This is a genomic window from Paraburkholderia sp. CNPSo 3281 (assembly GCF_024206515.1).
GTDB lineage: Bacteria > Pseudomonadota > Gammaproteobacteria > Burkholderiales > Burkholderiaceae > Paraburkholderia > Paraburkholderia nodosa.
In genome coordinates, this window is sequence record NZ_JAMBPS010000032.1 from 21,548 (window position 1) to 40,873 (window position 19,326).

At 63.4% G+C, this 19,326-nt stretch carries 17 protein-coding genes; 13 read left to right on the forward strand and 4 right to left on the reverse strand.

Annotated features, from left to right (window positions below):
- Window positions 1-98: 98 nt before the first annotated feature.
- Window positions 99-1,007, reverse strand: a complete 909-nt coding sequence (locus M3I56_RS26160) for a LysR family transcriptional regulator (protein ID WP_028202843.1) — start codon at window positions 1,005-1,007, stop codon at window positions 99-101.
- A gap of 181 nt (window positions 1,008-1,188) precedes the next feature.
- Here M3I56_RS26160 and M3I56_RS26165 point away from each other — a divergent pair, with 181 nt between their 5' ends.
- The 7 genes from M3I56_RS26165 (at window position 1,189) to M3I56_RS26195 (ending at window position 8,739) form a co-directional block, all read left to right on the forward strand.
- Complete coding sequence (locus M3I56_RS26165; protein WP_254356406.1) at window positions 1,189-1,971, forward strand: 5-oxoprolinase subunit PxpA; 783 nt, start codon at window positions 1,189-1,191, stop codon at window positions 1,969-1,971.
- 21 nt (window positions 1,972-1,992) lie between these two features.
- Complete coding sequence (locus M3I56_RS26170; protein WP_254356450.1) at window positions 1,993-2,235, forward strand: acetyl-CoA carboxylase; 243 nt, start codon at window positions 1,993-1,995, stop codon at window positions 2,233-2,235.
- A gap of 4 nt (window positions 2,236-2,239) precedes the next feature.
- On the forward strand, window positions 2,240-3,706 hold the full coding sequence (locus M3I56_RS26175; RefSeq protein ID WP_254356407.1) for an acetyl-CoA carboxylase biotin carboxylase subunit: 1,467 nt from the start codon (window positions 2,240-2,242) through the stop codon (window positions 3,704-3,706).
- Entirely contained in the window at window positions 3,703-4,578 is an 876-nt protein-coding gene (locus tag M3I56_RS26180; protein ID WP_254356408.1) for an allophanate hydrolase subunit 1, read from the forward strand. The genes M3I56_RS26175 and M3I56_RS26180 overlap by 4 nt, the downstream gene beginning before the upstream one ends.
- Window positions 4,568-5,563 (forward strand): biotin-dependent carboxyltransferase family protein, encoded by a 996-nt coding sequence (locus M3I56_RS26185; protein WP_254356409.1) that lies wholly within the window; start codon window positions 4,568-4,570, stop codon window positions 5,561-5,563. Before M3I56_RS26180 ends, M3I56_RS26185 begins: the two co-directional genes overlap by 11 nt.
- A gap of 213 nt (window positions 5,564-5,776) precedes the next feature.
- Window positions 5,777-7,132, forward strand: a complete 1,356-nt coding sequence (locus tag M3I56_RS26190; RefSeq protein ID WP_254356410.1) for a cytosine permease — start codon at window positions 5,777-5,779, stop codon at window positions 7,130-7,132.
- Window positions 7,133-7,545: 413 nt separating this feature from the next.
- Window positions 7,546-8,739 (forward strand): succinylglutamate desuccinylase/aspartoacylase family protein, encoded by a 1,194-nt coding sequence (locus tag M3I56_RS26195; protein ID WP_254356411.1) that lies wholly within the window; start codon window positions 7,546-7,548, stop codon window positions 8,737-8,739.
- A gap of 204 nt (window positions 8,740-8,943) precedes the next feature.
- Here the strand turns inward: M3I56_RS26195 and M3I56_RS26200 are convergent, their stop codons facing one another.
- The gene (locus M3I56_RS26200; RefSeq protein WP_028202852.1) at window positions 8,944-10,344 is read right to left on the reverse strand and encodes a GntP family permease; all 1,401 of its coding nucleotides are present in this window, start codon (window positions 10,342-10,344) and stop codon (window positions 8,944-8,946) included.
- Between the two features lie 203 nt (window positions 10,345-10,547).
- On the opposite strand from M3I56_RS26200, the gene M3I56_RS26205 reads away from it, so the two are divergent.
- Window positions 10,548-11,168, forward strand: a complete 621-nt coding sequence (locus M3I56_RS26205; RefSeq protein ID WP_254356412.1) for a BON domain-containing protein — start codon at window positions 10,548-10,550, stop codon at window positions 11,166-11,168.
- 158 nt (window positions 11,169-11,326) lie between these two features.
- Window positions 11,327-11,548, forward strand: coding sequence for a hypothetical protein (locus M3I56_RS26210; RefSeq protein WP_309249186.1), 222 nt, complete (start codon window positions 11,327-11,329; stop codon window positions 11,546-11,548).
- Window positions 11,549-11,564: 16 nt separating this feature from the next.
- Here M3I56_RS26210 and M3I56_RS41415 read toward each other — a convergent pair whose 3' ends face one another.
- On the reverse strand, window positions 11,565-12,812 hold the full coding sequence (locus tag M3I56_RS41415; protein ID WP_254356414.1) for a helix-turn-helix transcriptional regulator: 1,248 nt from the start codon (window positions 12,810-12,812) through the stop codon (window positions 11,565-11,567).
- A 384-nt stretch (window positions 12,813-13,196) separates the two neighbouring features.
- Here M3I56_RS41415 and M3I56_RS26220 point away from each other — a divergent pair, with 384 nt between their 5' ends.
- From M3I56_RS26220 to M3I56_RS26235, 4 genes are all read left to right on the forward strand, one after another.
- Window positions 13,197-13,424, forward strand: a complete 228-nt coding sequence (locus M3I56_RS26220; protein ID WP_254356415.1) for a hypothetical protein — start codon at window positions 13,197-13,199, stop codon at window positions 13,422-13,424.
- Window positions 13,425-13,529: 105 nt separating this feature from the next.
- The gene (locus M3I56_RS26225) at window positions 13,530-13,823 is read left to right on the forward strand and encodes an H-NS family nucleoid-associated regulatory protein (RefSeq protein ID WP_069261447.1); all 294 of its coding nucleotides are present in this window, start codon (window positions 13,530-13,532) and stop codon (window positions 13,821-13,823) included.
- A 564-nt stretch (window positions 13,824-14,387) separates the two neighbouring features.
- Window positions 14,388-15,989: a peptide chain release factor 3 gene (locus tag M3I56_RS26230; protein WP_254356416.1), complete on the forward strand. Its 1,602-nt coding sequence runs from the start codon at window positions 14,388-14,390 to the stop codon at window positions 15,987-15,989.
- 237 nt (window positions 15,990-16,226) lie between these two features.
- Window positions 16,227-18,590 carry a GNAT family N-acetyltransferase gene (locus M3I56_RS26235; protein WP_254356417.1) on the forward strand — a complete coding sequence of 788 codons (2,364 nt, stop codon included), beginning with the start codon at window positions 16,227-16,229 and terminating at the stop codon, window positions 18,588-18,590.
- 30 nt (window positions 18,591-18,620) lie between these two features.
- Here M3I56_RS26235 and M3I56_RS26240 read toward each other — a convergent pair whose 3' ends face one another.
- On the reverse strand, window positions 18,621-19,166 hold the full coding sequence (locus M3I56_RS26240) for a hypothetical protein (RefSeq protein ID WP_254356418.1): 546 nt from the start codon (window positions 19,164-19,166) through the stop codon (window positions 18,621-18,623).
- Window positions 19,167-19,326 lie beyond the last annotated feature (160 nt).

The following is a 19,326-nucleotide window of genomic DNA, read 5'->3' on the forward strand; positions in this document are numbered from 1 at the left end:
TCGGGAATGTACGATGGCGCACGTATGACAGGGGACGGTAGGGCTCGCAGCGGCTGGATCAGCTGCTGTGAACGGGCTAGGTCAGGATGTCCGGCAATTTATCCGGTAGCCCTCGGCTCCATGAACGTATGGCGGAAATACTCTCTCACCGCATGCATGGCCGGGCTCAGTTCCATGTTCTTGCGCCATGCCAGACCCACGCTCATCGCGGGTACAGGATCGAGCAGCACGATCGTCTCGATGCGTCGACCTTCGAGCGACCACGGACGATAGACCATATCGGACAGAATGGCGACGCCAGACCCATTCGCCACCATGCTGCGAACAGCTTCAACCGACGAAGTCCGGAGTATCACATTCGGCCGCCATGGCGTCTCGTTCCAGTAGCGCATCGCCGTTTGCGCAGCCTCGTCTACCGTCAACATCACAAAGGGCTCGTCTGCCACTTCGGAAAAGGTCACGCTCTCTCGCCTTAGCAGCGGATGGTGGGCGGCCACCCATAGCCGGCGCACGGAATGAATCATGGGCTCCAGAGCAAGCTCGGGGTTCGACACGTTCGACGTGAGGAGCACGGCCATGTCGTATTGCCCGCTAATCAAGCCCTCTTCGATGGCGTCGCGATTCAACTCATGCAATTGAATGGTCAGGCGCGGATACAGTGCATTCAGCCGTTGTATGTGATGCGGCAGGAAGTATCCCAACACCGTATAGCTCGCCGCGATAGCAAGCGTGCCGGTGAGCGTGCTCTCGAGGTTGGGAATCCGCATGGCCTCATCCACCGACGCGAGAATGGTGTACGCGTGATTGAGAAAGCGACGGCCGGTGTCGGTCAACGTGACGCCTGCGGCGTTACGCACGAAGAGCTGGGTGCCCAAACTCTCTTCCAGTTCCTTGATTGCACTCGTCACTGCGGACTGAGATATGGTCAGATGAATCGCCGCTTGGGAAAGCTGTCCAAGCTCGGCAGTCGCGACGAAATACTTTAATTGTCTGAGGGTAAGCGCCATCTTCGAAGTCAAACCGCTGGACGTCAGAGTGAGGTCATCACGCGGATGCTATCGAAAAAATCGATACCAAGGCATACAAAAATAAAACTTTTTTGGCTAACCCTGTCCGTATAACCTCCATTTCACATTGGTTGGTGCGCGCTTTAAGACGCCCGACCGCTCAAATCTGGAGGGGAACAGTATGAAGAAGCAGTGCGTCGACCTGAACTCCGATATGGGAGAAGGCTTCGGCCCGTGGCGAATCGGCGATGGTGTCGACGAACAGATCATGCCGCTCATCAGCTCGGCGAATATCGCCACCGGCTTTCACGCCGGCGATCCCAACATCATGGCGCGGACGGTTCAGCTGGCGCAGGAGGCTGGCGTGGGTATCGGTGCGCATCCGGGATTTCGCGATCTGGTCGGTTTCGGCCGTCGAAACATCGCCGAAACGCCTCAGGCGCTGGTCAACGACATCCTTTATCAACTTGGCGCGCTGCGTGAGTTCGCACGTCTGCATGGCATCCGGCTGCAGCACGTGAAACCGCACGGCGCGCTCTACATGCACGCAGCGCGCGACGAGGCATTCTCGCGGCTCTTCGTTGAAACGCTGCAACAACTCGATCCCAATCTGTTGCTCTTCTGCATGGAGTCGTCTGCGACGTACCGCATCGCGCGCGAGATCGGGCAACCGGTCGTCCGGGAGTTTTACGCCGATCGCGACTACGACCGCAGTGGTTCGATCGTATTCATCCGTCGCGTCGGTCGTCTCGATCCCGAACAGGTCGCCGAAAAGGTCCTGCGAGCGTGTACGGAAGGCAAAGTGCGGACGGTCGATGGAGACGATATCGACATCGACTTCGACTCCGTTTGCATCCACAGCGACACGCCCGGCGCACTGGAGCTCGTCCAGCAGACTCGCGAGCGGCTCGTTCGGGAAGGGATTCGAATTACCGGGCCGCAGGCGGCGACGACAAAGATCTGAATCAATTCAAGGAGAGACATGATGGCACTGCACGATATCGTCAGCCCCCTGCCGGGCACGTTCTACCGGCGCCCCTCGCCAGAGGCGCAGTCCTACGTCGCCGTCGACTCCGCCGTTGAGGCCGGCACGATCATCGGCCTCGTCGAAGTGATGAAACAATTCACCGAAATCGAGAGCAGCGTCTCGGGCCGCGTAACCGAGCTTCTCGTCGAGGACGGAGAGCCTGTGGACGCTGGACAGGTGCTGATGCGCATCGAGGAGTGAAGTCATGAACGTGCAAGATTCAGCGACGACGTTCTACCGCCCCAGACGAATTCGAACCGTTCTGGTTGCGAATCGCGGCGAGATCGCGGTGCGCGTGATTCGCGCGGCGCAGGAGCTTGGCATGCGTGCTGCGGTCGTGGTGAGCGACGCGGACCGGGACAGCCTGGCCGCCCGCATGGCGGACGAAGCGGTGCATATCGGTTCTTCGCATGCGGCAAAGAGCTATTTGAATCCCGCGGCGGTTCTCGCTGCCGCAAGGCAATGCGGAGCAGATGCGGTTCATCCGGGCTATGGTTTCCTGTCCGAAAACGCGGACTTCGCGGCGCAGGTGGAGGCGGCCGGCCTGGTCTTCGTCGGGCCGACGTCGCAGGTAATCGCAACGATGGGCGACAAGGCACGCGCGCGCGAGACGGCGCAGCGCGCTCACGTGCCCACGGTGCCCGGCAGCGCCGGTATCGTAAGCACGCGCGACGAAGCCCGGGAGGTCGCTGCGCGCATCGGCTACCCCATCATGATCAAGGCGGCAGCGGGTGGCGGCGGCCGTGGCATTCGCGTTGCATATGACGCCGCCCAACTCGACGCGGAATTGCCGCTTGCGCAGCGCGAAGCCCAGGCAGCGTTCGGCGATGGCGGCGTCTATCTCGAGCGATTCATCGCACGCGCCCGGCACATTGAGGTGCAGGTACTGGGCGACGGCAATGACGTCATCCACCTGTTCGAGCGCGAGTGCTCCCTGCAACGGCGGCGTCAAAAAATTCTCGAAGAAGCGCCCTCGCCGTCTCTCACACCGAAGTTGCGCGCGGAGCTTTGCGCGTCGGCGGCGCGCCTCGCAAAGCAGGTTGGATATCGAAGCGCTGGCACACTCGAATATCTCTTCGACGAAACGCGCGGCGAGTTTTACTTCATCGAAATGAACACGCGTATTCAGGTCGAGCACCCGGTCACAGAGGCGATTACGGGCGTCGATCTCGTGCGCGAAATGCTGCGCATTGCAGATGGCGAGCCGTTGCGCTTCAGCCAGAGCGACATCGTGCTGCGCGGCGCGGCGCTTGAATGCCGCATCAACGCGGAAGACCCGATGCAGGACTTCCGCCCGAATCCAGGGCGCGTAGACGAGCTGGTCTGGCCGACCGGCCCCGGTGTGCGAGTCGATTCGCTGCTGTACCCCGGCTACGTCGTGCCGCCGTTCTACGATTCGCTGCTCGCCAAGCTGATCGTGCACGACGAAAGCCGGGCGGCCGCCATCGAACGCCTCGCACGCGCGTTGCGGGAGTTGCATATTGGTGGCCTGAAAACCACGGCGCCGCTGCACCGTGCGCTCGTTGCAGACGAAGACGTGCGCGTGGCCCACTATCACACCAATTATCTCGAGACTTGGATGACGGCGTGGCGCGAAAGTAGCGAGGCCGCATCGCTCGCGGCGGGAGAACGCGCCGTTGCAGTGTCGTCTGGCGCACGGGAGGCATCATGACCATACGCTATACCTTTGGCGGCGACGAATTCGTATTTGCCGAGATCAGCGAGGAGATGTCGCTCGAAGCGTTTTTCCAGGGCACGGCGATTACGCGCGAACTCCAGCGCCGCAACGTGGCGGGCGTGACCGAAATCTGCCCGGCGAATGCCTCGTACCAGGTGCGCTATGACCCGGATGTCATTGCCCCTGATGCGCTCGTCGCGCTGCTGCGGAGCATCGAGGCCGAAGTCGGCGAAGCCGCGCTCGACATCGACACGCGCATTGTCGAAGTCCCGGTGCTCTATAACGATCCCTGGACGCACGAGACGCTCATGCGTTTTCGTGAGCGTCACCAGGACCCTTCCTCGACGGACCTCGAGTACGCGGCGCGCATAAACGGCAAACGCGACGTCGATGCATTCATTGCGGCACATGCCGGCTCGCCGTGGTTCGTTTCGATGGTTGGCTTTGTCGCGGGGCTGCCGTTCATGTACCAGATGGTCGAGCGCGAGCGTCAGCTTCAGGTGCCGAAATACCTGCGGCCGCGCACTGACACGCCGAAGTTGACGGTCGGCCATGGCGGTTGCTTCGGCTGTATTTACTCTGTGCGCGGCGCGGGCGGATACCAGATGTTCGGCGTGACCCCAGCGCCGATTTTTGACCCGGCGCAACGGCTCGATTATCTGCGTGACTTCATGGTGTTTTTCCAGCCCGGCGACATCGTGAAGTTCAAACCGATCGATCGTCCAGCCTATGACGAAGCCGTTGCCGCCGTCGAGGCGGGCACCTTCTCGCTACGTGTACGCCCCGTGAAATTCTCGCTTGATGCCTTCCTGCGCAATCCTGACGAATACAACCGTTCCCTCGTCGAGGTGCTGAATGCCAACTGATACGCTCAATGTGATCGAGGTTCTGAAGCCGGGACTAGCCACGTCGGTGCAGGACACGGGACGCCAGGGCTACTACCACGTTGGTATTCCCCCTTCCGGATCGCTCGACCAGTATTCGTCTCGTGCGGCGAACCTGCTCGTAGGCAATGTCGAAGATGCGGCCGCGCTCGAATTCACGCTGCTGGGCCCTGAACTGCTGTTCCACTCGGAAACGCTGATCGCGCTAACGGGTGCGGAGATGACTCCGAAAATCGACGGTGTCGCCTATCCGTCCAACACGGCCCTGCGGATTCGCGCCGGAAGCAAGCTCTCGTTCGACTATGTGAAGCGTGGCGCACGCGCGTACCTGGCAATCGCCGGTGGTATCGACGTTCCGGCGGTATTGGGCAGCAGGTCGACCTACACGCTCGGTGCTATCGGCGGCCTCGAGGGTCGTCGGCTGCAAAAGGGAGACCGTCTCAAGATGGGCGCCAGCAACGCAAAGCTGAGTGAGGGTGTCGAACTGCCCGCAGCCTTGCGTGCAAAGCTCGACACAACGGTCGAACTGCGTGTGTTAAGGGGCCTTTATCACTACCGCCTCACCAGCGAGTCGGCGCAAACGTTCTTCGATGATGAGTGGACCGTCGCGCCCGAAGCGGACCGCATTGGCTATCGATACAAGAACGGGCGTCCGCTCCATTTCATGGACCGAGAACAACCCTTCGGTGCAGGCGCCGATCCGTCGAATATCGTCGATGCCTGCTATCCCATTGGCTCGATCCAGGTGCCGGCCGGGCTTGAGCCGATCATTCTGCATCGTGACGCGGTATCAGGGGGCGGATATGCCACGATCGGCACGGTGATCAGTGCCGATATGGATCTGATCGGTCAGATGCAGCCTAACCACCGCGCGCGGTTCGTGAGCGTCACCATGAATGAGGCACTCGCTGCACGACGCGAGTATCGACATCGACTTGCCCTGCTGCGCGAAGCACTAGCGCACTAACCCGTTCGAAGCTAAGGGGCGGCCCGCAGCAGCGCCGTTCCCCTGCCTTTTCCTTTCGCGACCCGCGTTCCGTGTGGCTTCCCGCCACACGGCGGGAGCGCTCGCACGTTCTTCGCAACATCGGCTGCCCGCCCGGCGTCAAGGCAGCCCCGTGAGTTGCATCGCACCGCGGTACGGACGTCGTTCGTTAAATGCAGACTCGAGGAGCAGATCATGGCCAACCTGGCTCAGGAAAGCGCGGAGGGAGCCGTCGATCTATCGACGGTCGCCATTCCCGATAGCGCAAGAATGGCGCCCTTTTCGCTAACGATGGCGTGGTGGGCAGTATGTAGCGCAGTGTTTTACATTGTGGTTGGCGCGACGCTTGCACTGACTTACGGAGCGCGCAACGCATTGATCGGCATGGCGCTATCGGTCGTATCGTATGGCGTCATCAACTCGATCATCAGTCGATACGCCATTCGCACCGGTTTGTCCGTTGCGCTGTTCTCACGCGTTCTGTTTGGAAGCGTCGGCGCCGCGCTCGCGACGCTGATTTTCTTCGCAACGGCCATTTACTACGCCGTATTCGAAGGTTCGGTCATCGCAGTCGCGGCCAATCATCTGTTTCCCGCGCTGCCATACAAATGGGCCGCGCTGATTGTAGTCTGCTATAGCGTGCCGCTGGTATTCGGTAGCGTGCAACACTGGCTGGACAAGTTCAATGGCGTGCTGCTGCCGTTCTATCTGCTAGGACTCCTTGCGGCCGTGGGACTTGCGACCTGGGAATACGGCTATAACGCATCGTGGCTCGATTTCGGTCCCAAGGGCACGATACCCGTAGATGGCTGGTGGCAGTGCTTTGTTTACTACATGGGCGTATGGGTATTGATGATGTTCACGTTCGACTACGCCCGCTTCGGCCGCAAGGAAGATGCTGGATACCACGGCCGGTTTAATTTCGGGATTCCGTTCTATCTCGTCACGTTCCTCGTCAATGGCGCTGCGGGCATTTATCTCGTGAGTACGATTCCGGGTCTCGGCACGCTCTCCGAAGTTTCGGTTGTCCTGGCGCTGTTGAAGCTGATGGGCATCTGGGGCTTGATGTTCGTCTGGGTCACCCAATCACGCATCAATACCGCTAACTACTATCTCGCGACTATCAACATGCAGGCCTTCTTCCAGAAGGTTGCAGGATTGCGTGCGCCGAAGTTCGTGTGGGCGCTGGTTGTTGGTGCTGTGGTCTACGCGCTGATGATGGCCGATATTTTCTCGAAGATCCTCCAGGCGCTTGCGTGGCAGGGTGTCTTCGTCGTCGCATGGGTTGGCGTCGCGCTGGCTCACATCACGTCGGCGCGTTATGAACGACTCATCGGCGCCGATATCGAATGCCGCGACTCTCACGTACCCCAGTTCAATCCCGGCGGTTTGATATCCTGGTTTGCCGGGGCCTTCGTCGGATTCGTCTTGAACAATGGCTCGGGCTTTCTTGTGTCGCTCTCCGCGCCAGCGACGTTCGTCATTTCCTGGACGGTTTATAGCGGCTTGCTGGCTAGTGCGAAGCGGACATGGTTCGTGCGGAATATGTGACCAGTGCAGTTTTTCTCCAGCTATTGGCCTCGCCAGCGACGTGGCTGGAAGTGAGCTTCGCGCATCGAGGGAGATGCATGTCGACGTCCCCTCGGAGACGTGCAAAAGGCGGGAGCGCTGTTTTGGCCGCCTGCGTCAAACGGGCCGAACAGGATACCTGGCCGAAGTAGCTGGTCGTCAACGAATGAGATACGGGTTCGATAAGGCAACTGCGTTGAGGTTGCGAACTGGCAAACTTGTGTCGACCGCGATAGCGGACGTTAACGAATGTTCGGAACTCGCCGACAGTCTCCTTCCCGGGAAATGGCCAGCGTGGTCGCATTCGATGCGCACAGGAAAAGCAATGCCTCTCCCGGTGTAACCTGTGAAGTGCCGTTGATTGATCTCCACCCCAACGTCAGGACCTCCCTACCATGCAAAACGAATCGGATGATGTTATCGCTCGTCGCGCCTTCATGAAGAAGGCGGTTGCGCTGGTCGGCGCGACGTCCGCATTGGCCACGCAAAGTGGGGCGGCGAATGCCCAGGCCGCGAATGCACCGGCCACCAGTGGCCGAAAGGGGACGGTGTACACCGGCGATGTGATCCAGGGGAAGAAAGTCATTAGCGCGCTCGACGTCGACGACCTTGAGCGCGGAAAGACACACAAGCTCTATTTTCAGGGCGTCCAAATGCCGACGGGGCAGGATTGGTATGTGTCGGTTATCGTTGTCCACGGTGCGAAGCCGGGCAAGCGCGTCGCGCTGATCAGCGGGGTGCATGGCGATGAAATGAGTCCCGTGCATACGATACACAGCGTGATAAGTCAGCTCGATCCCGCGCAAATGTCAGGCACCGTGCTGGCGGTTCTTGACGTATCGCGCCCCGCGCTCGAAGCCATGGAGCGCAGATGGCCCAATACCGCACTTGGTACCGGCCTCATCGACATCAACCGCGAATGGCCGGGCAACGAGAATGGCGCCAGCGCGCCGAGCCGGCATGCGGGACTGCTGTTCAACCGGCTGTTGAGGCCGAACACCGACTACGCAATCGATTTTCATACGGGCACGACCGGCATGGATTTGACGTCCTTCAATCTGGTCAGAATGGAATTGCCGGAGCCGCGAGCCATGGCGGAGCTTTTTCCGATCAAGCAGATCTTCGACAATCCCGCCTATCCCACGCTGCTTGCAAACGCATTCATCACTGTGGGGATTCCCGCCATCACGCCCGAGATCGGTTCCGCGCGCGTTTTCGACTTCGACATGATTCCCTCGTTCGTCGAGGGCACGATGAACGTGCTCAAGCGCTACAACATCGTATCTGGTCCGATGGGGCGCACTGGGCGAGACGTCGGGACCTTCGTCGGCAACAGCGGCCACTCAGTCATGTCGACGCACGGTGGGTTCGTCGAACTGCTGGTCAAGCTGAATGAGAAGGTCAAGGCGGGCCAGAAAGTGGCAATCCAGCGCAATACCTTTGGCGAAGTGGTCGCGGAGTATACGACCGAAGTCGCGGGCGAGGTGACGGGACGGCGAACCGACGCCACGGCAGAGCCCCGAATTCCTCTCGTGATGATTCTTTATCAGAGTGCGGCCAGGGAGAATCCGGAGGACTACTCCGAATGAATTCGGGCCGTTGTGAGCTTGCGCTTGTGAACCTGGGAGTTGGTCTGCTCCACTGAGTCACGAATAGCGAGGACTTACAGTGGCAGCCAGCTAGCTGCGAGCAGGGCAGCTAGCGATCGCGCAGAATTGCAGCGGGCCAGGATTGCCAGGACAGTGCATTGACAGGCTTGTTGCAGAGGGTGGTGCCGCTGCGAGCACCCCACGTCAAACAATGCCCGTCGCATAGTACACGGCGATCACGAAGAAGACGGCCAGCGTCTTGATCACCGTCACCGCGAAAATGTCCCGATACGACTCGCGGTGCGTGAGTCCCGTGACCGCGAGCAGCGTGATGACCGCGCCATTGTGCGGCAGCGTGTCCATGCCGCCGCTCGCCATGGCCACCACGCGGTGCAGCACTTCCATCGGAATATGCGCCGCCTGCGCGTTCTTGATGAAGAGGTCCGACATGGCCGCGAGCGCGATGCTCATGCCGCCCGAAGCCGACCCCGTGATGCCCGCAAGCGCGCTCACCGAAATGGCGGCGTTCACGAGCGGATTCGGAATGCTCTTGAGCGCATCGCTCACGACGATGAATCCGGGCAGCGCCGCAATCACACCGCCGAAGCCGTATTCAGAGGCGGTATTCATCGAGGCCAGCAGCGCCCCGGCCACGGCGGCCTTCGTGCCGTTCGCAAAGCGGTCTTTCACGCGGCCGAACGCCGTGACGATCACGAGCACGATGCCCGCGAGCAGCGCACCCTGAACCGCCCAGATCGCCACGACTTGCTTGACGGTGGCCGTGACCGGCGTATGAATGCCGGGCAGCACTTCGGGCGGCACGGTCACGGTGTCGCCGTACCAGACGGGAATCCAGTGCGTGAGCAGGAAGTTCGCCACGCCCACCAGCACGAGCGGTGCGACGGCGAGCGCCGGGTTGGGCAGGTGCTCGGTCTTCACGTGTTCCGGCTCGTTCACGAGCGAGGTGCCGTAGCCTTCGCCTTTGGACATCGCGCTGCGGCGGCGCCATTCGAGGTACGAGAGACCCACCACGATGATGAACAGCGAACCGATTACGCCAAGCGCGGGCGCGGCCCACGCAGTGGTCTTGAAGAACGTGGTGGGAATGATGTTCTGGATTTGCGGCGTGCCGGGCAGCGAATCCATCGTGAACGAAAAGGCACCGAGCGCAATGGCGCCCGGCATGAGGCGCTTGGGAATATTGCTCTGGCGATACAGTTCGGCGGCGAACGGGTAGACGGCGAACACCACCACGAAGAGCGAAACGCCGCCGTAAGTGAGCAGCGCGCACACGGCGACGATCACGGCGTTGGCGCGCGAGCGGCCGATATAGCGGATGGCGGCGTGCACGATCGCTTCGGAAAATCCCGATAGTTCGATCACCTTGCCAAATACCGCGCCGAGCAGGAACACGGGAAAGTAGAGCTTCACGAAGCCCACCATCTTTTCCATGAAGATGCCCGAAAAGACGGGTGCGACAGCGGCGGGTTCGGTGAGGAGGACCGCGGCGAGCGCGGCGATGGGCGCGAAGAGAATCACGCTGTAGCCGCGGTACGCGGCAAGCATGAGGAACGCGAGGGCGGCGAGAACGATAACAAACGACATGGAGTCTCCTGCGGATCGATCGTGTTGCGCGATTCAGCTTGCTGCGTGGGCGATGGCTTTAGACGCGTCTTTTCGTGCGTCGGGGCCGTGGTGCGTCGCAGCGATTGTAACGAAAGGATTTATCTCGTTATTGCGAGCGTGGCCGCGCGGTCCTATCGTTGCGCAGAAGAGCGGGCCGGAGTGAGCCGGTGAGGTGACAGTCGATGGGTGCAATCGATAAGGGCGGGCAAAGCGCGTGGCGCGCGCGGGCGGTCCGGACAGCGCGGCTAGCGGCGGCGCTTGTTTGCGTGGGCGTTTTTGCGGGCTTTTGGGCGGGCGCAGCGCTCGCGCAATCGCAAGCCGGCGCTTCCGCGCCCGCCTCAAACGCAGAGCACGCTGCGAACGCGCCGGACGTCCCGCGCAAGAACTGGTACAACGACCCGTTCTTCGCGCTGTCGAACGCAATCGGCGCCTGCCCGCAGCCGCTCGGCCCGCGGATGACGAAAGCCGAAGCCGACGACGACGCCCACTATCGTGTGGAGCGGGGCACGACCTGCTGGCTCGCGCACAAGTGCTCGAAGCCGAACTCATATCTTTACGATGCGGACATTGCAGCGGCCATTCGCCAGCAACTGCAAGGCGATGCCCTGTTTGCTGGCACGAGCATCTGGATTACGGTGCAGCGCCGTTTCGTCTATGCGGAAGGCTGCGCGGGTCCAGGCTTCGACAGTGCGGCGCTCGAGCGCAGGCTCGCCGCGATTCCCGACGTCGAGCAGGTCTTCGTGCGCGTGAGTTCGGACCCGCAAGGCGCGCTGCCATACAAGACGCTCTCGACCGCGCCCTGAGCGCGTGCACGCAGCGCTCGCGGCGATGCATCGCACATGGCTCGCGGCATGGCACAATCGCAACGTCGAAAAACTAGAAGCCCGTTGGGGTGCTCCAAATGACTCGTCCTGGTTCGTCGTTGTTCCGTTTGCGCAGATTGCCGTTCGCGGCGTGCGCGTTGACCTTGATCGCAGGGCTGGCTGCGTGCAGCAGCGGGCCGCCGCTGTTCCTGTCGGACGGCCGTCCGACGGTCCAGGTGCAGTGCCCGGCCTCGGGCGATCGCGATTCCTGCGCGCAGCAGGCGCGTGCCCGTTGCGCCAGCGCAGGCTACGACACCGTCGCGACATCGACCGACAACGGCAACTACACGCTCGTGTTCGCCTGCCGCAAGGCCCAATAAGCCTGTCGCGCGCCGCTCAGCCCTCGGCGGCGGCGCCCATGCCGCGCGCCGGCAGATTCAGCAAAAGGCGCAGCAGGTCGGGCTGGCGGCGCGTCGCCGTCTTCTGAAAGATCGATTGCAATTGTTTGCGCACGGTGTCGTGCTGCACGCCGACGTGCGCGGCGATTTCCTTTTGCGTGAGGCCTTCCGCGAGCAGCAGCGCAATACGGCATTCGGCCGGCGAGAGATCGAAGGCCGTGGCGAGCACCCGCTCGTCGACCAGCGGCGCGGAGCGCGGGTGATAGAAGGTCAGCGCCGCGAAGGCGCGCAATTCGGAGGCCGAGGCGTCGTCGGCCGTCACCACGTTGTAGAACGCGTAGAGCACCTCCTGCTGGCTCGCCGAGGCCTGTGCGCGGCCATGCCCGCTAGGGGTTTGGCCGTGCCGGTCCGTTGAGGCGGCATCCGGCGCATCCGGCGCGAGCGTGCCGTCGGCGGCGCCTACGATACGCAACGCGCGAAAGCGCGCCGCCGCGGTCCGTGCGCCGCTCATGCGGTTACGCAGGCGCGCCTCGCTCACGGCGATGTCCTCGAGCAGGCGCGCGTGATGGGGCGCCGCGAGCGTGATTCGCCGTCCGCGCACCCGCACGAGCGAGGTCGCCCTCAGGAGCCGCTGTGCGGCCTCGTTGCTATGGAGCACCTCGCCCAGCGCGCTCACGAGCATGGCTGGCGGACGTGAGCGGTTTGCAAGCGTGTCGGCGTTCAAGGCGAAGCGGCGCAGGTACAGGCGCACCGCGCGCACGAGGTGAGGCGTGAGCCGCTCGAGCAGTTCGCGGTGCTCGCCGGGGAGCGGCCCGGCCTCGGCGTGAGCGCGGCACGCGAGCATGACGGCGAGTCCGTTCTGTTCGATCAGCTTGCACAGCGCCGCGCAGCGATGGCCTTCCTCGAGCGGGCAGAGCTCGAACCCGGCTGCGCAGTCGCCGTCCGTGCAGTCGAGCTCGATGCCGCAATGCAGCCACTTGCCCGGCGGGTAAGCGCGCAGCCATGCAAGGCGCGCATCGTCGCGGTAGAGCGGCCGAATGCGCTCCAGCGGTTCCGCGCCGGCGAGCGCGAAACCGTTGCTCCAGGAAAAAAGATCGCGCTGCCGGTCAAAGGCATACAGATGAATCGACGCCACCCCAGTCGCTTCGCGCAATTGCGCGCAAAAATCCTTCCAGGCGCAAGGATTATCGAGTGTGTCGTAAATAAGGTGCAGCAGGCGATCGTATTGTGATTCGCTTGTTCTCACGCCATTCTCGTTGTTCGTATTGTGAAAGGCCGTCGGAAATAAAATGCGCTCCGCATAGCGTTCCACAATTGAGGAATATACAGACGCAATAGCCCCCGTTAATCTGCCTTCCGATATGGATGCGGATACAACCGTCAGCGTGGACGAGCGGCCTTTGGAATTCCGTGCGGTATCCAACGGATAGCCGGGCGTGCTGGCCTTATTCTGGTCTGACAGTACGAACAAAAGCAGTCAGTCCGCTGCGGCGTGCATTTAGCACCGTCAGCCGGCGCGATTACCAAACTGACCGATTATCCGCAGCGTGCGGAAAAGCGGCGATGCGACGAAAGTGAGTGCGCGCTATTTGTGCGCGCTCGATAAAACTTGTCATTACCGGGGGCAGCGATGAATCATCACCAACTCGAAAAGGACATTGAGCATCTCGAACACATCATCGGGCGGCTCTCGGGGCGCGACCGTATTCCGCTCTCGTATTGGCGCGGCCGGCTCGAGTCGGTTTCCAGCGCGGACCTCGTACCTTCGCAGGTGCAGCGCGTGAAGCGGCTCAACGAAGCGCTGCGCGCGCTCGAGAGCCGTCTGTCACACGAATCGCTGCAGCAGCGCGAACGGTAACGCCAACGTTTGCGGCAGCGCTGTAAAAAAGCGTGCCTTCTTGGTCGCTCGGGCTCCAAACCGGTCACAATGGCACTCTCTTGACCGAACTGGAGATGACGTTTCATGCCGAGCTACAAGCAACTGACCGCCCAGCTGGAGAAGCTTCACAAGGAAGTGGCTGCGGCGCGTGAAAAGGAAATTGACCAGGCAATCGCCGAGATCAAGGAAAAAATCGCGGAGTACGATATCACCGCGGAAGAACTGGGCTTCACGAGCCGACGTGCAGGCCCCGCGCGCAAGAAGGCGCTGCCGGCCCGCTACATGAACCCGAAGACCGGCGAGACCTGGAGCGGCCGTGGCCGCGCGCCGGGCTGGCTGGCGGGCAAGAACCGCGAACGATTCCTCATCAAGGAATAACGGGGCAATTCTCGCCGGGCCGTCGCACCAGGGGGGCGCAGCCCCGACGTGACGGCCGCACCGCTTCAGGCCTCCCGAAAAAGCTCACCTCACGGCCTGCGCGGCGTGCAGCAGCATGCCGCAATGAGCAGGACCACGACGTTCACGCAGCGGGTGGACGTCTGTGGCGAAAGGAAATTCTCGCGAAAATAGGAGGCGTCTCGCGAGCGCGGCGGGTGCACGAAGCTGTCGACGGTGCACTCGCATCGAGGTCCTGTAAAAGCTCACCTTTGCCAAAACGGCGCCCACCTGCACGTCTAACCCGTTCGTACCCCATCAAACCTTTAGTCGGCGGGGCGAATGCCGTGTATCATTCGGTCCCGGCGCCTTTTCGCTTTTTTGCGCGGGCATCCGCGGGACATTCCCGATCGCTCGTGCTATTTGCCGCGCGTCGCGGTCCGCGCACTGCCGCCGCACGCGCCGTAAGCGTTGCCTGAAAACGCGCCCGCAAGCGCCGCCGCGCTCGCCGCAACCCCCGCCGCGCGGCCCGGTTGCCCGAATTCATCCGTGATACCCGCCCTATCCATGTCAGTAGCCGAACTCAGACGCCGCCGCACGTTCGCGGTCATTTCTCACCCGGACGCGGGCAAGACCACGCTCACCGAAAAGCTGCTGCTGTTTTCGGGTGCGATCCAGATCGCCGGTACCGTGAAGGGCAAGAAGAGCGGCCGCTTCGCGACCTCCGACTGGATGGAGATCGAAAAGCAGCGCGGCATTTCGGTCGCCAGCTCGGTGATGCAGTTCGAGTACGGCGACGCCGTCATCAACCTGCTCGACACGCCGGGCCACGAGGACTTTTCGGAAGACACCTACCGCGTGCTCACGGCAGTCGACGCGGCCGTGATGGTGATCGACGGCGCGAACGGCGTGGAAGCGCAAACGCTCAAGCTGCTCGAAGTCTGCCGCAGCCGCAAGACGCCCATTCTCACGTTCATCAACAAGCTCGACCGCGAAGTGCGCGAGCCGCTCGACCTGCTCGACGAAATCGAGCAGCACCTTGGCGTGGCCGCCGTGCCGTTCACCTGGCCCATCGGCATGGGCAAGGAGTTCCAGGGCGTGTACGACATCCAGCGCGACCAGGTGCGCGTGTTCCGCGCGGGCCAGGAGTCGCTGGGCGGCGCGGTGGAAACGCTGCAGAACATCAGCGACGCCGATGGCGAAGCGCGCTTCGGCTATCACTGGAAGCGCACCAAGGAAGAAGTCGAGCTGATCACGGGCGCGACGCCCACCTTCGATCGCGACGCCTTCCTCGCGGGCGAACAGTCGCCGGTGCTGTTCGGCTCGGCGATCAACAACTTCGGCGTGAAGGAAATTCTCGACGCCCTGGTCGATCTCGCGCCGCCGCCGTCGCCGCGTATGGCCGTGCAGCGAGCGGTCTCGCCGGACGAGCCGAAGTTCACGGGCGTCGTGTTCAAGGTGCAGGCCAACATGGACCTCGCGCACCGCGACCGCGTAGCGTTCATCCGCGTGTGCTCGGGCCATTTCGAGCGCGGCATGCAGTTGAAGGTCACGCGCAACAACAAGACCTTCCGCGCGAACAACGTGGTGAGCTTCCTGTCGCAGCGTCGTGAGACCGTGGCCGAGGCCTACCCAGGCGACATCATCGGTATTCCTAACCACGGCACGCTGAGTCTCGGCGACACGCTCACCGAAGGCGAAGACCTGCAATTCACGGGTCTGCCGTTTTTCGCGCCGGAAATCTTCCAGACCATCGAAGTGGTCGATCCGATGCGCGCGAAGCAACTGGGCGAAGCGCTCAAGCAGCTTGGCGAAGAGGGCGCGATCCAGGTGTTCCGTCCGATCCACGGCGGCGCAACGATTCTGGGCGCGGTCGGCCAGCTGCAGTTCGAAGTGGTGTCGCACCGCCTCGCGGCCGAGTACAAGGTTGCCGTGCGCCTGATGCCCGCGCGCTATCGCCTCTCGCGCTGGGTGACCTGCGACGATCCCGTCGAGCTGCGCCGCTTCACCGATTCGTACGAGGCCCGCATGGCCTACGACGCGTCGAACGCGCCGACCTATCTCGCCTCGCACGTCTCCGAAATCGAGGTCGCGCAAAAGGCATGGCCGAAGATCGTGTTCAACGAGCTGCGCGAGCATTCGGGCGCGCCGTTCCGCAAGTCGATGTAACACGCACGGCGCGCCCGCGCCGTGTTTTCAAACCAGCGAAGTTCCTTCTCGTGCATCGTGGTGTCACACGCCCAGGGCGGCGTGCGACGCCATACCGCCGCATCTGCGCTCATACGCGCCGGGCGAAAAACGCGCAGCGCCTGCGCGCTTGCCCTATCCTCTTCTCGTAACGGTAAAAGACGACAAACCGGCGTTCGCCTGTGCGGCAAGCGCTTGTCCGACCGACGAGGAGTGCCTGTGACCGTACGCAATCTCGATGCAGTGTTCCAGCCGAAATCCGTGGCCGTGATCGGCGCATCGCAGCGCCCCGGCAGCATCGGCAGCATGGTGTGGCGGCGGCTGATCGAAGGCGGCTTCACGAGCCCGCTCTGGGCCGTCAATCCGCGCCATGCGGGCGACTTCGAAGCCTTCGATGGCCGACCCGTGCTCGCCGACGCGGGCGATCTGCCCGAGGCGCCCGGCATTGCCATCATCTGCACGCGGCCCGCCACGTGGCCCGCGCTGGTGCATCGCCTCGGCGGCATGGGCACGCGCGCGGCGATCATCGTCGGCGAGGTGCGCGACGAGGCCGATCAGGCCGACCTGCGCCATGCACTGGCGGCGGCGCGCCCGCATCTGCTGCGCATCGTCGGCCCCGGCAGTCTCGGCGCGCTCACGCCCGCGCTCAACGCGCAGCTGGGCGCGGCGGCGTCGATTGCGCGCAAGGGCGGCGTGGCCTGGGTGTCGCAGTCCAACGCGCTCACTAACGCGGTGCTGCGCTGGGCCGCGCCGCGCGGCCTGGGCTTTTCGCACGTGATCGCGCTCGGCGACGAAGCCGACGTCGACGTGGGCGACGTGCTCGACTATCTCGCGAGCGACCCGAGCACGCGCGCGATCCTGCTCGAAGTGGACACGATCCGCGCGGCGCGCAAGTTCATGTCGGCGGCGCGCGCGGCGGCGCGCAACAAACCCGTGCTCGCGCTGCGCAGCGGCCGCGACGACAAGGGCGATGCGCTCTACACGGCGGCGTTCCGGCGCGCGGGCCTCGTGCGCGTTGACACGCTCGACGATCTGCTCGACGAAATCGAAACGCTCGGCGTGGGCCGCGTGGCCGCGAGCGACACGGCCACGCTCATCGCGAGCGACCGAGGCGTCGCTACGCTTGCGCGCGACGCCTTCATGAAAGCCGGCGACACGCTCGCACGCTGGAACGACGAAGCGCTCGCGGCCATAGAGGCCGCGCTGCCGCACGCGCAGGCCGGTAATCCGCTCGTGCTCGGCGACACCGCGAAGCCCGAGCACTTCGGTCTCGCGCTGCAAACGCTCGCCCCGCACCGATCGAGCGGCACGGCGTTCGTCGTGCATGCGCCCACCCACAGCGCGCCGGTGGACGCGGTGGCGCGCACGCTGATCGAGCAACAGCGTTTCGCGTATCGCGGCATGCTCGCGTGCTTCTTCGGCGGCGTGGACGAAACCACGCGCGACGAACTGCACGCGCACGGCATTCCGGTGCACACCACGCCGCGGCGTCTGGCGCGCGCATTTGCGCGTCTTGTCGATTACCGGCTGGGCCGCGAGCTATTGATGCAGACGCCGGAGACGATGCCCGCCCAGGGGCCCGCCGCGATCGAGGCCGCGCAGGGCGAAGCGCGCGCGGCGCTGGCGGCCGGGCGCACGGAACTGAAAGGGGAGGAGGCGGGCAGACTGCTGACCTTGTTCGGCCTTGTCACGCAGGCGCAGGACGAACCGGGCGTGAAGCCCGTGGTGGACGTGTCGGTCGAGTTTCGCGACGATGACAACTTCGGGCCGGTGTTCCGTTTCGCCGCGCCGTCGCCCGACGATTTTTCGCCGCCGCTGCGCGTGTACAGCCTGCCGCCGCTGAACCCCGTGCTCTCGCGCGACATCGTCGCGCACTCGCCCTATGCGCGCTACGCGGCGCCCGAGCCGACGCTGGCCGCGCTCACCGAGCTATCGCAGTTCGTGTGCGAGGTGCGGGAAATCGTGGGCTTGCGTCTGACGCTGCGGGTGCTGCCCGAGGCGGTCGTGGTCGTCGCCCCCTGCCTGCAGATCGCGGAAAAGCGCAGCCGCTTCGCGATCATGCCGTATCCGCGGCGGCTGGAAGAAACCATCGACTGGCGCGGCGAGCGCCTCACGATCCGCCCGATCCGTCCCGAAGACGAGGCCATGCACGCCGCGTTCGTCGCGTCGATGACGCCCGACGACTTGCGCCTGCGCTTCTTCTCGGCGGTGCGCAGCTTCGATCACACGCAGCTCGCGCGCATGACGCAAATCGATTACGACCGTGAGATGGCGCTCATCGCGGTCGTGCAGGGCGAGGACGGCCAGCCGCGCACGCTGGGCGTGGTGCGCGCCGTGGCCGATCCGGACAACGAGACCGCCGAGTTCGCGGTCGCGATTCTGTCGAATCTCAAGCGTGGCGGCCTTGGGCGCTTGCTGATGTCGCGCATCATCGAGTACGTCCGCTCGCGCGGCACGCACTGGCTGCTCGGCGAGGCGCTGCGCGAGAACGCGCCGATGATCGGCCTCGCGCGCGCCTGCGGCTTCACCGTCACGCCCACGGAAGACCCGGGCGTAGTCGGTTTTCGCATGGCGCTCGACTGAGCGAGCACGCGGCCTGGTTCGAGACGGTGCTTAAGCGGCCAGCTTCGCGAGCGCGTCGTCGATCTGGCCGCGCGTGAGTGCGAGCTCTTCGAGCCAGGCCTCGCCGTACTGCGCGCCGGTTTCCTTCTCCAGCCGCGCGATGGTCGCGGCGCAGCGCGCGGCGTCCTTGGGCGTGGCGATGAACGCCTTGACCGACTGGCCGCCCTGGAACGCCTCGAACAACGGGGCGCGAATGTCCTCGGGCAGCGCGCGCGTGGTCCACTGGTGCGTCTTGCCGTTGAAGGTCAGCGAAGGCGGCAGCACGCGCTCCTTGCGCGTGGCCGGAATCAGACCGAAATTGCGCGCGGCTTCGGCGATCTGCTCGGCCGTGAAAAGCTCCTCGGGAGCGATCTCGAATTGCGCAATGGCGGTTTCGACGGTCTTCATCGCGTCGGCGCGGTCGTCGCGCTTTTTCTGCGCGCGCGCGACGATGTCGCGCAGCTCGTTGGCTTCGTCGGGCGTGATCGTGAAGCTCGCCTGTTTCTGCTGAAGCTCGGAAAAGCGCTGGAATTCTTGATCGGTCAGGAGTTTCGCCATGGGTTTCGAATGCGCGTTCGCCATACAAGGCGCACAGGTTTTTTTGAGAGGGCCGCCATTCTAACCGTTTTGCGTGGCCGGCTCTCCATCCACGAGAATCTGTGGATCGTCACGTTCGACGCCGGGCGCTGGGGCATCAAGCAACGTTCGTACTGAGCCC